Here is a 15,300-nt window from a genome sequence, read left to right on the forward strand (position 1 = left end):
TAACGATTTCGTTACCTACCCGTAATTCCAGCTTGTTGGAACACCAAGGCAGCCGCGCCAAGCGCTTCGGCACGTGCTCCCAAGGACGACATTGCGAGGTGCGTTGTTTCGCCCACTACGGGTACGGCGTGACGAACAAGGGCCCCCTGCGGATGGGGTTGAGAAGGAGGTCGCCAAGGCCCGCCAGGGGCCCGCCGACGACGATCACTTCAGGGTTTATCAGGTTGGCCACGTTGCCCAAGGCGCGCCCCACGGCAAGGCCGGCATCATCCACTACGCGTTGGGTTGCGGAGTCACCAGCGAGGCAATTCCGGACAATGTCCTGGGGCGTCAGCGATGTCTCTTTGCCCCTGCCCAGCAGCTCGATCATGGTGGTGGTGGAGGCGATGGTTTCGAGGCAGCCGCGGTTGCCGCACCGGCACATCAGCCCGTGCTCGTGGATGGTCGCATGGCCGATTTCTCCCGTGATGCCCACGTTCCCGTAGTAGGGCACGCCGTTCAGAATCAGGCCCGAACCAATACCGGATCCGATCTTGAGGAACATCAGGTTGGACACCCCGCTATGAGGTCCCCACGTCACCTCCGAGAGGGCGCCAAGATTGGCGTCATTATCAACAAATACGGGACAATTCAGGGCTTCCTCAAGCCTATGCAGGATATCGATCCCCACCCATTCGGGCAGGATGGCACCTTGCGCCACGGTCCCCGACCTACGGTCGATCGGGCCAGGGATACCCGCGCCGGCTCCCACCACAGCGCTTGGATCGATGCCATTTTCGGTGAGCAATCTCCCCAGTAAGCGGACTGCTGCGGCTATACCTTCCTCCGCATGGTGGCCCAGTGGAAGTTCGATGAAATCCTCTGCGATGACGTGATATCCGAGGGAGGCCAGAACCACCCGCAGGTGGCGTCGGCCGAAGTCGATTCCGACGGCGACCGCACCATTGCTGTTCAACCTCACGTTGGTCGCGCGGCGTCCGGAGCTGGTGGTTGGCTCGGTGGAAACGAGGCCTGCGTCCTGCATGATTTTCACAATGTTGGACACCGTGGCAGTGGAGAGCCCGGTCTGCCTTGAAAGCTCGGCCTGCGTAGACGGCCCGCTCAACAAGCACTCGATAATCCGTTGCTGGTTCAAGTGCCGGAGCGCGGACTGCGAGCCGGGTTTTCGTGGTTGGCTCTTCGTTGAGCGCTGCGTAGCGGGCATGACAAGAAGATTGCCCCAAAAGCCACCTTGTAGTCAAGAAGTGAACACAAGCAGTCACGCTTCCCCGACATACTCCAACGCAAGAAGTCCCACATCCCTCCCGTTGTGGGCCCTGGTCTGCGTGCAATGCGTCCCGCTTCGTCCGCCTCCGGGTCTAAATGCCCCGCTCCACCGGTCAGACCACAGGCCTACTCTGGAAACAACGAAGACTTCCGGCCCTCACCGGTCCGGTACCCGGTGCAACAAAGGTGGTAATGATGCTGCTATCCGTCCTGCAGGCCAACGCTTCAGTCCTGGACGTTGAGGCGAACCTGCGCACGATCGACGACGCCGCCCGGCGCGCCGCACAGGCAGGGGCCGGGTTGCTCCTGACGCCGGAGCTCTTCCCCGTGGGCTACGCACCGCTGCGGCTTCACGCCGAGTTGGACCCGGCAACACTTCCCGGCATCCGCGAACGCCTCGCTGGCATCGCCCGCCGGCACAATATCGGACTTGTGTACAGCCTTCCGGCGCCATCTCCCGAGGACAACACCTGGCACATCACCGCGACCCTCGTGGACGGCAGTGGCGAGGAACTCCTCCATTACGCCAAGGTCCACCTCTTTGGCGCGGAGGAGCGCAAGGCGTTCGTCGGCGCCCAAGCACCTCCCGCCGTCGTGGATTTCAACGGGATCCGCACGTCGATCCTAATTTGCTACGACGTGGAGTTCCCGGAGGCAGTCCGGGCAGCGGCAACCCGCGGGGCTGAACTCCTGCTGGTCCCCACGGCGTTGTCAATGGGGTTCGACAACGTGCCGCAGGTGCTCATCCGTGCCCGCGCGGTGGAGAGCCAGCTCAACGTTGCGTACGCCAACCACAGCGGGCACGAGGACATCTACAACTTCCTCGGCGGCAGCGTCGTTGCCGGCCCCGATGGCTCGCTGCTCGCGGCGGCCGGGGAGTCGGCAGCGCTCCTGTTCGCGGAAGTGGGCACAGAGACTGTGAAGGCCGCACGCGACGAAGTCCCGTATCTGCGCGAACGACGCCCTGAGCTCTACCGGAAATGGGAGGCGGGAGCCTAAACCGCGCCTCCCTCGGACCCGGTCAACCCGGCAACAAGCTCGTCCGCGTACTGCAGCGCGATCCATAGTTCTGCCCGGACCTGTGCCTGGTTGAGGTCCTTGTCCAGCAGCTCACCGAGGACGCCTATTTGCCGGCGGACGCTGTTGCGGTGCAGGCCCAGCAGTTTGGCCGAACCGTCCCAGCTTCCGTTTTCGCTGAGCCAGCCGCGCAGCACTGACAGAAGGGAGTCCCGGCGGTCAGGTTCCAGGGACAACACGGGGGCAAGGAGGCGTTCGGCCAGCATGGTCCCTGCCTCGCGTCCCAGAAGACCGGTTACAGACCACTGCACTTCGTCCACGCGGACACTCTTTCCGCTGGACAACACCCGCCCGCGCAGTGAACTTACCCGCTGATACGCAGTCGCAAGCCCGGTGAGTTCGGTGGGCTCGCCGATCGCCAGCCTCCAGCCAAGCTTTTCGACGTCGGCAAGCAGCGCGTCATCCACCTTCAAACGGGTGATGGCCGCGAAGCCGTAGTCGGTTATTTCCACGAGCTTGGTATCGAACAGCCTGCGCCACTGCAGCAGCTCACGGACCGGGCCGTCGCCGGCGGGCCAGTCGGGGGATTCGGCCTTGATGCCCTGCACTACCCGCATCTGGCCCGAACGCGTCGAGGAAAGGCTTTGCGCCAGCAGGTCTTTGAGTCCGTTGACGTGCTTGGTAGCGCCGGTGGACAAGGTGTCCGGATGGAGGAGCAATGCCGTGGCAAGCTGGCTCGGAGCAAGAGACCCGCTGGTTCGTTGACGGACCAGCAACTCCAGCAAACCCACCGCCGACTGCACCACATTGTTCTGCGCAGGCGTCAGGGGAGCGTCCGAGCCAAGAATCAGCGCCCCAAGGTTCGCGTCCTTTGTACTGCGCAGAGGATGACCGAACACCAGGGCAGACCCAGGCTGTTCGAAACCATCCATCTCCACGCGCGGTCCGCTGCCGGTCAGCAACCGTTCCAGCAGCGGCGCCAACAAGGAATGCTCGACGCCGGGGCTGCCGCCGGCATTGTGCCCGCGCGCCCGCACGCGTCCGTCCGCCCCGACCAGCACGGCCCACACGGGCACGCGCTGGACGAGGGCTGCCAGTAATTCATGCTCCGGTCTGGGGGAGAGGACTGCCCGCATGAGTTGGCGGTTGGTTTCCGCCAATTGCCGGAATACGCGGGCGTTGTCCGATTCCAGGAGCTGGGAGAACTCCAGGCCGATCGCGGCGAAGGGCACGGACTCAGGGACCTCAAACAGGGTGAGGTTGTGCCTGCGGCAGGCGTCGAGGAGGACGTCCGGAACGGCGTCGAAATAGGGCCTGATGCCGAATCCGAGGGCGGCCACCTTCGCCCCCACAAGTCGCCGAACATACGCGTCCACGCTGGCCGCCGAGCCGCCGTCCCCAAGGAAAGGCAGCCCGGCGGTCAGCAGGAACTCGCCCTCTGGAAGGTAAGGGGTGGGATCCTCGAGCTCGCTCGGTTCCACCCACCGCAGCAGCGAGGCGCCGCTGCCGCCGTCGTGAAGCATTTTCAACTCGGGCGGCAGCTGCTCCAGGAACTGTTCCAGCGTGACGAAACTCAGGCGGGCGGTGGCGGGCTCAGGCAACATTGTCCTGCCCGGCGGCTGCCGGCTCCTGGTAGTCGGGGCACTCGTAGGCTGCGTCGTCTTCTTGGGTAGAAGAGGCGTATACGCGCGGCAGTCGCGGCGCGATCCTGTTGATGATTTCATCCCCGTGGCTGCCGATCGCCGCACCCCAATCGTCGGCGCTCGCCGCACCGGTGGCCGGGTCACCGAACAACACCGCAATATCGCCGACGTCGATCCCGGTCGCGTCGGGTCCGAGGTCCACCATGAATTGATCCATGCAGACCTTGCCGATGACCGGGACACTGCGTCCCCCGATGTTCACCACCGAGCGGCCACTGATGCCTTTCGGGATGCCGTCCGCATAGCCGAGCGGAATGAGCCCCAGGTAGCGGGGTTCATAGGTGATGGCCTGGTGCTCGTAGCTGACGCCAGTGCCTGCGGGGACCTTCTTGACCATCACCAGCGGGGCCGTGACGCTGAGGGCGGGCCGTAATCCGAAGTCGGTCGGATTGAGGTGGTCTGCGGGGGCGAGGCCGTAAATCGCCAGTCCCGCACGGACCATGTCGAAGTGGAATTCCGGCCGGTCCAGGATGTTGGCTGAGCTGGAAACGTGCCTCAGTTCAGGCTTCAGTCCGGCAGCGCGTGCCTCGCGGACGGCGTCTTCGAACTCAGCAACGGCGCTGGCATTCCCAGGATGGGCGGGCACATCGGCCCACGCCAAGTGGGTCCAAATGCCGCGGACAAGAACGGTGCCGTCCACTTCCGCTTGCCGGGCATGGGCTACAAGTTCGGCCCAATCCTCCTTTCGCGCCCCGCCGCGGCTCAGCCCGCTGTCCAGTTCAAGATGTACGACGGCGGGACGGCCAAGGCGTTCGGCGATGCCTGCCAGCACCTGGAGTTGGTGGACGCTTCCGAGGGAGACGTCGATGTTGTTTTCGAGTGCTTCAAGGATGGTGTCGCTCGTCTGGGATGCCAGATACAACCACGAAAGGATCGGTGCTGTGATGCCGGCTTTGCGCAGTGCGATGGCTTCGGTGAGCTGCGCGGTTCCCAGCCAGTCGGCGCCGGAATCAACGGCCGTACGGGCTACTTCCACGAGCCCATGCCCGTAGGCGTTGCCCTTCACTACGGCCATGAAGAAGGGTGCCTTGGTGCGGTCCTTAAGGGCCTTGATGTTGTCTGAAATGGCGGACAGGTCCACTCTGACCTGCCCGGAGAGGGCCAGCGGATCGCCCTCTTGGTACTGTGCAATACGTCTCATGGTTGAACACTATAGGTCATTTTGCACCATCGTGTGAGGTGGCTTACATGCCAGTCTTGTGGAGGGGAAATCGAAACTACTTTGAAGGGACGTCAAGGGTGACTGTGCCTGTGAACACTCAAAACTCAACGGCGGCGAGCATGGCCAGGCCCAGCCTCGGTGCCCAACTCCTGCGCCGCAAGCCGATCGGGCAGATGGTCAACGAGGCCGGAACCGGCGAAAGCGGCACGCCGCTGGTGCGCAGCTTCGGGGTCCTGCAGCTGACCATGATCAGCGTCGGTGCCACGCTGGGCACCGGCATCCTGGTGATCCTTGGCGAGTCCGTGCCGCTGGCCGGCCCGGCCATCTGGATCTCCTTCGTGATCGCTGGTTTGGCTGCGCTCTTCTCCGCAGTGTCCTACGCCGAAATGGCAGGGCTCGTCCCGGTGGCAGGTTCCAGTTACTCCTACTCCTACGCCACGATGGGTGAAGGCATGGCGTGGATCTGCGGTTGGTGCCTGGTACTGGAATACGCCGTGTCCGTGGCCGCTGTTGCCGTGGGCGCCGGCCAGTACGTCAACGAGACACTGGCGGCGTTTGGGCAGGTCCTGCCCGATGCCATGAGCCAACCGCCGGGCGATGGTGGCCTGGTAAATGTGCCCGCCATGGTGATCGTGGTTCTTGCCATGATCCTGCTGGTCCGGGGCGCCCGTGAAAGTGCCTGGATCAACACGGCGATCGTCATCATCAAAGTAGGCATCCTGATCTTCTTCTGCGCCGTCGCTTTCACCGCCTTCAATGCCGGAAACTTCGAGCCCCTCATGCCGATGGGTGCAGCCGGTGTCTCTGCCGCAGCATCAAGCGTCTTCTTCTCCTACATCGGATTCGACGCCGCCTCCACCGCCGGCGAGGAAGCCAGGAACCCCAAGCGGGACCTGCCACGTGCCATCATGCTCTCCATGGTGATTGTCACCAGCATCTACGTCCTGGTGTCCGTAGCCGCGATCGGTGCCCGTCCGTGGGGCTGGTTCGATGGCACGGAAGCTGCCCTGGTCCAGATCCTGCACGAGATCACCGGCCAGCCGTGGATCGCTTTGGTCTTCTCTGCCGGTGCAGTGCTTGCCATCGCCAGCATCGTGCTGACAGTCCTCTACGGCCAGACCCGCATCCTGCTCTCAATGTCCCGCGATGGCATGGTGCCCAAAGTCTTCGGCCGCGTCTCCCGCCGCACCGGAACACCAGTCGCCGGGACCCTGATAGTGGGAACCGCCGTCGCACTCACCGCTGGCTTGGTCCCGCTGGGTGCCCTGGCCGACGCAACCAGCATCGGCACGCTGTTCGCCTTCGCACTGGTCAATGTCGCCGTGATCTATCTCCGGCGCAACCGTCCGGACCTTGACCGGAGCTTCCGGGTCCCGCTGTACCCGATCACCCCAATCCTGGGCACGCTGATGTGTGCCTTCCTGATGCTCAACCTCGGCGCAGACACCTGGATCACGTTCGGTGTTTGGATGCTGGTGGGCATCGCCATCTACTTCGGCTATGGACGCCGGAACTCCAAGGTAGCCGCGCTCAGCGAACAGGACTACCGTGAACTGACCACCAGGGCCGCGAGCCCGGAACCTGTGAAAGCCGCAAACTGATGACCATCGCTACCGAACTTCCCACAGCCGACGTTGCCGCTTCCGCAAAGGAGGCAGGCGAAGCCCCCATCACCATGCTGAACCCGGACTTCCCGTTCAGCTATGACCATTACCTGGCACACCCGGACGGACTCGGAAGCATTCCCGAGGAGCTCTATGGCACGGAAGTAGCCGTCATCGGCGCCGGCCTGTCAGGGCTGGTCACCGCCTATGAGCTCATGAAACTTGGCCTCAAGCCCGTGATCTACGAGGCAGACCAGATCGGAGGCCGTCTTCGCACGGCAAGCTTCCCCGCTGCGCCCGGCGTCGTAGCCGATCTTGGTGGCATGCGTTTCCCGGTCTCCGGCAAAGCCTTCTACCACTACGTGGACCTTCTTGGCCTGGAAACACAGGACTTCCCCAACCCGATGGCCCCGGCGACGTCCAGCACCGTGATCGAACTTGCGGGCAAAAAGCACTACGCCACCACAGCAGATGAGCTGCCGGAATTTTTCCAGGAAGTGGCCGATGCCTGGAAGGCCGCAGTCAACGATGGCGCTGTATTCGCTGAAATGCAGGAAGCCATCAAGGCCCGCGATACCAAGCGGATCAAGGAACTCTGGAACGCACTCCTGCCCGAACTGGACGAGCAGACGTTCTACGGATTCATCGCAGCCAGCAAGTCCTTCAAGGAAGCCGGCTTCGCCCACCGCGAAGCTTTCGGCCAGGTGGGATTCGGAACCGGCGGTTGGGACACCGATTTCCCCAACTCCATCCTGGAGATCCTCCGGGTTGTCTACACCGACGCAGACGACCAGCACCGGCTCATCTCGGGAGGAGCGCAAAGGCTCCCCGAGGCACTGTGGAACCACGCGCCGTCGGACCTTAAATACTGGCCGGCCGGCACGTCACTGTCGTCGCTGCACTCCGGCTCCCCGCGGGGAGCCGTGGACAACATCCGCCGGGCAGACAACGGTGACCTGGTGGTCCGCGAAAACTGGGGACGCGAAGCCACCTACCAGGCGGTGGTAACCACTTGCCAGTCGTGGTTGCTGTCCACTCGCATCCACACCGAGGAGGCTTTGTTCCCGGCCGAGCTGTGGACCGCGATCGAGCGCTCGCACTACATGCAGTCCTCGAAGACGTTTGTGATGGTGGACCGGCCGTTCTGGAAGGACATCGATCCCGAAACCGGCCGCGAAGTCCTGTCCATGACGCTCACCGACCGCCTCAACCGGGCCACATACTTGCTCGACGACGGCCCTGACAAGCCCGCGGTCATCCTCCTGTCCTACACATGGAACGATGACGCGCTGAAATGGCTTGCGCTCACTGCCGAAGAGCGCGTCAAGCTCATGCTGCATTCGTTGGAGCAGATCTACCCCGGCGTGGACATCGCCAGCCACATTGTGGGGCAGCCGATCACTGTCTCGTGGGAAGCGGACCCCAACTTCATGGGTGCCTTCAAAGCCAACCTGCCGGGCCACTACAGGTACCAGCAGCGGCTCTTCACGCACTTCAAGCAGGATCAACTGCCGGAGAGCCAGCGCGGCATCTTCCTGGCCGGTGACGATGTCTCCTTCACCGCAGGCTGGGCCGAAGGCGCCGTGACCACAGGCCTCAACGCCGTGTGGGGTGTGGTGAACCACCTGGGCGGATCGTCCGTTGCCGGCAACCCGGGCCCGGGCGACCTGCTGGACGAGTTCGGCCCCATCAGCCTGGACTGAATTTCCCTCGACCAGATGCGTTGCGGGGCCTGCCCTGCGTCCCAAACCCCGGGTTAGGGCACAGGGCAGGCCCCCGCATTCGCGCCTAAGCGTGCATGTCCCGGTGCGCCGCAGCGAGATCCTTGTAATGGGCGGCGTTGTGCTTGACGCCCTCAAACTCTTCGTCGGTCAATTCGCGGCGTACCTTGGCGGGAACCCCGGCCACGAGTGATCGCGGCGGGATGACTGTGCCTTCCAGGACCACGGCGCCGGCTGCGATGAGCGAGCCCGTGCCGATCACTGCGCCGTTCAGGATGGTGGCACTCATGCCGATGAGGCAGTCGTCCTCCACAGTGCAGCCGTGGACCACTGCGCTATGCCCGATGGAGACGCGCTCGCCAACCGTGCAGGGGAAACCGGGATCGGCGTGCAGGACCACGTTGTCCTGCAGGTTCGATCCGGCACCGACGCTAATGGCAGCCGTATCTGCGCGCACGGACACACCATAAAAGGCGCTGGAGTCCTCTGCCAGCGTGGCCTTGCCGATGATCGATGCGGTGGGTGCCACGAAGGCGGATTCATGGATGGCCGGGGTGTCCCCGGCGAAAGTGTAAGAGGGAGCCATGGAGCCAGCTTAGTTCCCAACTGGGTAGCAGCAGAGCGCGTTATGAGCGCTCAAAACGCGCACAAATGCGACCTAGTTGGGTGAGGGGGTGCGCAGGACCAGGAATTGGTAGTGCTGCGTCCAGTTGCCCGCTCCCGGCCCGGACTCGACACCGATGCCCTCCGGCCAAGTCCTGAAATGCTCAATCGAGCCGTGCTCTCCGAAGATCCGGCGCACGGTGTCGTCGCTGCGGCGGCTGAAGAAACGGCGGGGTTCTTCGAGGTCCTCAGGGTTGAGGACCTCCACATCCTCACCGGACCAAAGCCCGACGGCGATCGGCGCACCAGCCGCGCTGACCCGCACAAGTTCGCTGACGACGTCGTGAATCCTGCTGTTGGGGACATGCAGGAGGGTGCTCATGGTCCAAACGGCGGAGAACGTGCCATCAACAAAAGGCAGGCTGCGTCCGCTGGCCACTGAACAATCCAGCCCATGCGCCCGGGCCACATGAACGCTTTCCGGTGAGAGGTCCACGCCTGTGTAGTGCAGGCCTGCACGGACGAACTCCAGCCCTTCCACACCCGTGCCGCAGCCCAGCTCGAACACGGAGTGCCGGTGTTCCTCCTTCAGGAGGCGGGTGAACCATTCCCGGCACTCGACCCGATGCGGTGTCAACGCGCGCGTGTTCCGGACAGGCGCCTGGCGGTCGTAGAAAACTGCGAGGTCAGCTTCGTGGTCAGCTTCGGGGACGCCATGCATACCCCCAGCTTAGGAGTGGCGCTAGTTGAACACCACGGTCCGGGTGCCATCCAAAAGCACGCGGTGTTCAGCGTGCCACTGGACTGCCTGGGCCAGGGTGCGCCCCTCCACGTCGCGGCCCATCTGGACGAACTGGGCGGCAGTGCGGGCGTGGTCCACACGGATGACTTCCTGCTCGATGATCGGCCCCTCATCGAGGTCCGCCGTCACGTAGTGGGCCGTCGCGCCGATGATCTTAACACCGCGGGCGTGGGCCTGGTGGTAGGGCTTGGCCCCCTTGAATGAAGGCAGGAACGAGTGGTGGATGTTGATTGCCTTGCCGTTCAACTCCGTGCAGAGCTCGTTGGAAAGAACCTGCATGTAACGCGCCAGGACGGTGAGTTCGACGTCGTGCTCCGCAATCAGTTTCAGGAATTCGGCCTCGGCCTGCGGCTTGGTCTCAGGCGTCACCGGAATGTGGTGGAACGGGATCCCGTAGAACTGGGCCAGCTCTTCAAGGTCGCGGTGGTTTGAAACAATCGCCGGAATCTCGATAGGCAGCGTTCCCGTGCGCTGCTGGAACAGGAGATCGTTCAGGCAGTGCGCATCCTTGGAACACAGGATGATGGTGCGGACCTTCCGGCCTACCGGGTTGATCTGCCAGGTCATGCCAAAGGACTCAGCGACCGGCCGCAGTGCGGCGGCCAGCTCGTCCTGGGAGGACGACGTCGTAGCCTCCACGCGCATGAAGAAGTTGCCGGTGCTGGGGCTTCCGTACTGCTGGGAATCGGCGATGTTGCAACCCGCCTCAAGCAAGGCTCCAGCTACCGCGTGGACGATGCCGGGGCGGTCGGGGCAGGAGAGTGTTACAACAAAAGCAGCAGGCAAGGCGGATTCAGTCACGCGGATAAGCCTACCTGTGCTGCCTTGTTGTACTGTTAACGGGTCGCAACTGGCGTTGGGTGGACTACCACCAGGGAGCGGCAATCACGAAGACCACGGATCGTACGCCTGGGCCGAGGGTCATGTCTTACCGCTGCATGCACGTGACCGATGCCTCCGTAATCAAGGGGACGCGGGAATGCTGCTGCCGGTAGCCTGACCTGTAGCACCACCGTTGCCTAGCCAGGAGATCTCCGTGCCTACCACCACCACTTCCGCGTCTGTCAGCAACCAGTCGCTCGCTGAGCTCGATCCCGAGATCGCAGCAGTCCTCGACCAGGAACTCGGCCGCCAGCGCGGCACCCTGGAAATGATCGCCTCCGAAAACTTCGCCCCCCGCGCCGTCATGGAAGCGCAGGGCTCCGTCCTGACCAACAAGTACGCCGAGGGTTACCCGGGCCGCCGCTACTACGGCGGCTGTGAATACGTCGACGTCGCGGAGCAGCTGGCGATCGACCGCGTCAAGGAACTGTTCGGTGCCGAGTACGCCAACGTCCAACCGCACTCCGGTGCACAGGCAAACGCTGCGGCGCTGTCCGCCATGATTACCCCGGGCGACAAGATCCTGGGCCTGTCCCTGGCACACGGTGGCCACCTGACCCACGGCATGAAGCTGAACTTCTCCGGCAAGCTCTACAACGTAGCTGCTTACCAGGTTGAAGAAGACAGCTTCCGCATCGACATGGACAAGCTGCGCGAGCAGGCCATCGCCGAAAAGCCGCAGGTCATCATCGCCGGCTGGTCCGCTTACCCGCGCCACCTCGACTTCGCCGCCTTCCGCTCCATTGCCGACGAAGTTGGCGCACTCCTGTGGACGGACATGGCACACTTCGCCGGACTGGTTGCAGCAGGCCTGCACCCGAGCCCGGTCCCGCACTCCGACGTCGTCACCTCCACCGTGCACAAGACCCTCGCAGGTCCGCGTTCCGGTGTGATCCTGGCCAAGCAGGAGTGGGCCAAGAAGCTGAACTCCAACGTCTTCCCGGGCCAGCAGGGTGGCCCGCTCATGCACGTCATCGCCGCCAAGGCTGTTGCCTTCAAGATCGCCGGCAGCGAAGAATTCAAAGAGCGCCAGGAGCGTGTCCTCGAGGGTGCCAGGATCATCGCTGACCGCCTGAACCAGTCCGACGTCGCCGAAGCCGGCGTCTCGGTCCTCACCGGCGGTACCGACGTCCACCTGGTCCTGGTTGACCTGCGTAACTCGCAGCTGGACGGCCAGCAGGCCGAAGACCTCCTGCACTCTGTGGGCATCACCGTGAACCGCAACGCTGTTCCGTTCGACCCCCGCCCGCCGATGGTCACCTCCGGCCTCCGCATCGGTACGCCTGCACTGGCTACCCGCGGATTCGGTGCCACCGAGTTCACCGAGGTTGCCGAGATCATCGCCACCGCGCTGAAGTCCGGCTCCGCAACGGACGTCGAAGCCCTCCAGGCACGCGTCGACAAGCTGGCTGCCGACTTCCCGCTGTACCCGCAGCACGAGCAGTGGTAAACAGCGGTTCCCGCGACAACAAGCGCTGAAAACGCATTACCCGGGCACTGAACCGGAGCCAACGGGATCCGCCGCCACACCCTCGGCGGCGGGTCCCGTTGGCATGAGCCTGCTCGAAGGCTTTCGAAAATAGGTCACCCACCAGAAAGAGCAGATGGAATGACACAGTCCACAGCACAGATCCTTGACGGCAAGGCCACCGCCGCAGCCATCAAGGCCGAACTGACCGAACGCGTTTCCGTCCTCGCAGCAAAAGGCATCGTCCCAGGCCTGGGCACCATCCTGGTGGGTTCGGACCCGGGCAGCACCTGGTACGTCGGCGGCAAGCACAAGGACTGCGCCGAGGTGGGCATCCAGTCCATCCGCCGTGACCTGCCCGAGGACATCACCCAGGAAGACCTCCTGAAGGTTGTCCGCGAACTCAACGAAAACCCGGAATGCACGGGCTACATCGTTCAGTTGCCGCTGCCCAAGCACATTGACCAGGACGTCATCCTGGAAGCCATGGATCCGAACAAGGACGCCGATGGCCTGCACCCCATGAACCTTGGCCGCCTGGTGGCCAACGTCAGTGGCGAAATGAAGTCCCCGCTTCCCTGCACACCCAAGGGCTGCGTGGAACTGATGCGCCGGCACGGAATTGATCTCAACGGCAAGCGCGTCCTGGTAGTGGGCCGCGGCGTCACTATCGGCCGCCCCATTGGCCTCCTGCTCACCCGCAGGGAAGTCAACGCCACGGTCATCCTTGCACACACGGGAACCGTTGACCTGCCTGCGGAACTCAAGCAGGGCCGACGTCGTGATTGCCGCTGCAGGCGTGCCGCACATGATCAAGGCTGAAGACCTCAAGCCGGGCGCAATCGTGCTCGACGTCGGCGTCAGCCGCGTAGAGGACGCCAACGGCAAGGCTGTGGTCACCGGAGACGTGGACCCCGCAGCTGCCGACGTCGCCGCCTGGTTGTCCCCGAACCCGGGCGGCGTGGGTCCGATGACCCGCGCCATGCTGCTCGCCAACGTCGTGGAGAGCGCCGAGCGCGCAGCTGGCATCGCCTGAGGCGTACCAGCAGTCGAAAACGCAGGGCGCCTACTCCTCCGGGAGTAGGCGCCCTGCTCCGTTAACCCGACGACGAACACCCGGAGCAAAGCTAGGCTCGGTGTATGCAACCCCGTTTCCCTGGTGGCCGCCGTTTTGCAGGCCCACCCACGAGCTTCATCGTCATCACGGTGGCGCTCATCCAGGTGGCGGGGACGCTTTTTTCCGCGAGCCATCAGGACGCCCCACGGCCGTTGGACGCGCTAGCGATCCTGTTGCTACTGGCCGGGCCTGCTGGACTGGCGTTCCGGAGGCGGGCGCCTGTGGTTATGCTTCCCGTCGCCCTCGTGGCCACGGGTGCCTATGTTGGCCTTGGCTATGCCTGGGGTCCGATTCCGCTCTCACTGGCGTTGGCCATAGTTCTCACATCATCGGCGGGTTTGCGGTGGCAGGCCTGGGTGGGGGCCGGAACCGCTGCTGCCGCAGTGGTGTTCGCGGCAGCACTCAGCGGCGATTCCAACTGGCCCCTCCGCGCTTCAGCAGGGGTGGCATGGGCCGCCATTTTGGTGCTGATAGGACAGGGATTCCGACGCCGCAGCGAACGGTTCGCGGAATACCGACGTCGCCGGGAGGCCGCCCGGAAGGCCGAACGCGATGAGTACCGGCTCACACTCGCCCGCGATATCCATGATGTCGTGGCTCATTCGTTGTCCATGATCAACGTGCAGGCATCCGTGGCGTTGCACGTGGGCTCGGATGATCCCCAGAAGCTTCGGCCTGCACTGGAAGCCATCAAAGCAGCCAGCAAGGAATCCCTCACCGAAGTCCGGCAACTCCTGGGCGTGTTGCGGGAGGACGTGCCGCTTGCCCCTGCGGCCCGCCCTACGCTTGCCAGGATCCCCGAACTTGTGAAGAACGCGGAGCTGGGTGGCTTGCAGATGCACTTTGAGGACCACTCGAACCATGAGCTCGTCGGCCCGGCGCAGCAGGAAGCCGCCTACCGGATCATCCAGGAGGCCTTGACCAACGTCGGCAGGCACTCGGGCGCCCAAACCGCCGTCGTGAGCCTCTCCAGCGGTGAGGGGCTGCTGACTGTCCGGATAGACGACGACGGCGCGGGCATAGGCGGGGCGCTCCCGGGCAACGGCCTCACGGGGATGCGCGAGAGGGCGGTCGGCTTGGGCGGGACGCTCACGCTACACGAACTCCGGCCCGGGCTCCGCGTAGAGGCGCTGCTGCCCACAACAGAGCAGGCAGAAGGAAACCGCCCATGATCCGCATCCTCCTCGCCGACGACCAAACCCTTATCCGGGCAGGCTTCCGTGCCCTCCTGGACGCTGAACCGGACATGGAAGTAGTGGCCGAGGCCGGCACCGGAAGGGAGGCAGTGAGGCTGGCGGCGCGCGACAAACCGGACGTCATCCTCATGGACATCCGGATGCCGGACGACGACGGCCCTCACCGCCACCCGCAGGATTCTTGCGGACCCAACCCTGTCCGGGACACGCATCATCATCCTGACAACCTTCGAGCTCGACGAGTACATCGCCGAGGCCGTCCGCGCCGGCGCAGCCGGCTTCCTGGTGAAGGACACCGAACCTGCAGAGCTCATCCGTGCCGTCCGGGTCGTGCACGACGGCGATGCGCTCCTCTCGCCCTCGGTCACCCGGCGGATCATGGCACAGATGGCATCGCAGAGCCGGGCGGCAGGAAAAGTCATTCCCCTCGAGCAGGTGACAGAACGCGAACGCGAAGTCCTGGCATTGGTGGGGGAGGGCCTTAACAATGCAGAGATCGCCGAACGCCTGTTCATCACCCCGCTGACCGCGAAGACCCACGTTTCGCGCATCATGACCAAGCTGATGGTGAGGGACCGCTCGCAACTGGTGGTGCTCGCTTACGAATCGGGCCTGGTCCGGCCAGGGTGGAGCAGCTGACCGCCGCACGGCCACTCCACACGGAGTAGCCGGCCGCTTCCAAGTGACTCCCGACGGCGGACGTCCCGCCGGCCGTCCGCGGGCAGACTCGAACCAGAGCCGAAAGACGGTTCGCGCCGG

10 protein-coding genes, 3 pseudogenes and 1 riboswitch are annotated in these 15,300 nt (G+C 64.1%); of the genes and pseudogenes, 7 read left to right on the forward strand and 6 right to left on the reverse strand.

Features of this window, described 5'->3' with window-relative positions:
* Positions 1–11: 11 nt before the first annotated feature.
* Positions 12–1,204: pseudogene (locus LDP01_RS16330) on the reverse strand (ROK family transcriptional regulator).
* A gap of 254 nt (positions 1,205–1,458) precedes the next feature.
* Between LDP01_RS16330 and LDP01_RS16335 the strand changes: the two are divergent.
* Positions 1,459–2,265, forward strand: coding sequence for a carbon-nitrogen hydrolase family protein (locus tag LDP01_RS16335; protein WP_224091502.1), 807 nt, complete (start codon positions 1,459–1,461; stop codon positions 2,263–2,265).
* Here LDP01_RS16335 and LDP01_RS16340 read toward each other — a convergent pair.
* The gene (locus LDP01_RS16340) at positions 2,262–3,887 is read right to left on the reverse strand and encodes a PucR family transcriptional regulator (protein ID WP_224091503.1); all 1,626 of its coding nucleotides are present in this window, start codon (positions 3,885–3,887) and stop codon (positions 2,262–2,264) included. The genes LDP01_RS16335 and LDP01_RS16340 overlap by 4 nt on opposite strands.
* Positions 3,877–5,127, reverse strand: a complete 1,251-nt coding sequence (gene alr / locus LDP01_RS16345) for an alanine racemase (protein WP_224091506.1) — start codon at positions 5,125–5,127, stop codon at positions 3,877–3,879. The genes LDP01_RS16340 and alr overlap by 11 nt, the downstream gene beginning before the upstream one ends.
* Positions 5,128–5,267: 140 nt before the next feature.
* Between alr and LDP01_RS16350 the strand changes: the two genes are divergently transcribed.
* A complete protein-coding gene (locus LDP01_RS16350) occupies positions 5,268–6,749 on the forward strand; it encodes an amino acid permease (RefSeq protein ID WP_224093887.1) in 1,482 nt (493 codons plus the stop codon).
* A complete protein-coding gene (locus LDP01_RS16355; RefSeq protein ID WP_224091509.1) occupies positions 6,749–8,455 on the forward strand; it encodes a flavin monoamine oxidase family protein in 1,707 nt (568 codons plus the stop codon). The genes LDP01_RS16350 and LDP01_RS16355 overlap by 1 nt, the downstream gene beginning before the upstream one ends.
* A gap of 85 nt (positions 8,456–8,540) precedes the next feature.
* Here the strand turns inward: LDP01_RS16355 and LDP01_RS16360 are convergent, their stop codons facing one another.
* The 3 genes from LDP01_RS16360 to purU form a co-directional block, all read right to left on the reverse strand.
* On the reverse strand, positions 8,541–9,059 hold the full coding sequence (locus tag LDP01_RS16360; RefSeq protein ID WP_224091511.1) for a gamma carbonic anhydrase family protein: 519 nt from the start codon (positions 9,057–9,059) through the stop codon (positions 8,541–8,543).
* Between the two features lie 72 nt (positions 9,060–9,131).
* Positions 9,132–9,797, reverse strand: a complete 666-nt coding sequence (locus tag LDP01_RS16365) for a class I SAM-dependent methyltransferase (RefSeq protein WP_224091512.1) — start codon at positions 9,795–9,797, stop codon at positions 9,132–9,134.
* Between the two features lie 21 nt (positions 9,798–9,818).
* Complete coding sequence (gene purU, locus LDP01_RS16370; RefSeq protein WP_224091515.1) at positions 9,819–10,679, reverse strand: formyltetrahydrofolate deformylase; 861 nt, start codon at positions 10,677–10,679, stop codon at positions 9,819–9,821.
* A 35-nt stretch (positions 10,680–10,714) separates the two neighbouring features.
* A riboswitch (ZMP/ZTP riboswitch) is annotated at positions 10,715–10,800 on the forward strand.
* A gap of 114 nt (positions 10,801–10,914) precedes the next feature.
* On the opposite strand from purU, the gene glyA reads away from it, so the two are divergent.
* The 4 genes and pseudogenes from glyA (at position 10,915) to LDP01_RS16390 (ending at position 15,180) form a co-directional block, all read left to right on the forward strand.
* Complete coding sequence (glyA, locus tag LDP01_RS16375; protein WP_224091517.1) at positions 10,915–12,210, forward strand: serine hydroxymethyltransferase; 1,296 nt, start codon at positions 10,915–10,917, stop codon at positions 12,208–12,210.
* 159 nt (positions 12,211–12,369) lie between these two features.
* Positions 12,370–13,264: pseudogene (locus tag LDP01_RS16380) on the forward strand (bifunctional methylenetetrahydrofolate dehydrogenase/methenyltetrahydrofolate cyclohydrolase).
* Between the two features lie 104 nt (positions 13,265–13,368).
* Positions 13,369–14,517 (forward strand): sensor histidine kinase, encoded by a 1,149-nt coding sequence (locus LDP01_RS16385; RefSeq protein WP_224091518.1) that lies wholly within the window; start codon positions 13,369–13,371, stop codon positions 14,515–14,517.
* Positions 14,514–15,180 (forward strand): annotated as a pseudogene (locus LDP01_RS16390) (response regulator transcription factor). The gene LDP01_RS16385 and the pseudogene LDP01_RS16390 overlap by 4 nt, the downstream one beginning before the upstream one ends.
* The last annotated feature ends 120 nt before the right edge of the window (positions 15,181–15,300 follow it).

This window comes from Arthrobacter sp. StoSoilB13 (genome assembly GCF_019977255.1).
Taxonomy (GTDB): domain Bacteria; phylum Actinomycetota; class Actinomycetes; order Actinomycetales; family Micrococcaceae; genus Arthrobacter.

Excerpts from the sequence above, each read along its gene's own strand:
- LDP01_RS16335 (WP_224091502.1), top strand. The coding sequence starts at position 1,459 with ATGATGCTGCTATCCGTCCTGCAGGCCAACGCTTCAGTCCTGGACGTT.
- LDP01_RS16340 (WP_224091503.1), bottom strand. The coding sequence starts at position 3,887 with ATGTTGCCTGAGCCCGCCACCGCCCGCCTGAGTTTCGTCACGCTGGAA.
- alr (WP_224091506.1), bottom strand. The coding sequence starts at position 5,127 with ATGAGACGTATTGCACAGTACCAAGAGGGCGATCCGCTGGCCCTCTCC.
- LDP01_RS16350 (WP_224093887.1), top strand. The coding sequence starts at position 5,268 with ATGGCCAGGCCCAGCCTCGGTGCCCAACTCCTGCGCCGCAAGCCGATC.
- LDP01_RS16355 (WP_224091509.1), top strand. The coding sequence starts at position 6,749 with ATGACCATCGCTACCGAACTTCCCACAGCCGACGTTGCCGCTTCCGCA.
- LDP01_RS16360 (WP_224091511.1), bottom strand. The coding sequence starts at position 9,059 with ATGGCTCCCTCTTACACTTTCGCCGGGGACACCCCGGCCATCCATGAA.
- LDP01_RS16365 (WP_224091512.1), bottom strand. The coding sequence starts at position 9,797 with ATGCATGGCGTCCCCGAAGCTGACCACGAAGCTGACCTCGCAGTTTTC.
- LDP01_RS16385 (WP_224091518.1), top strand. The coding sequence starts at position 13,369 with ATGCAACCCCGTTTCCCTGGTGGCCGCCGTTTTGCAGGCCCACCCACG.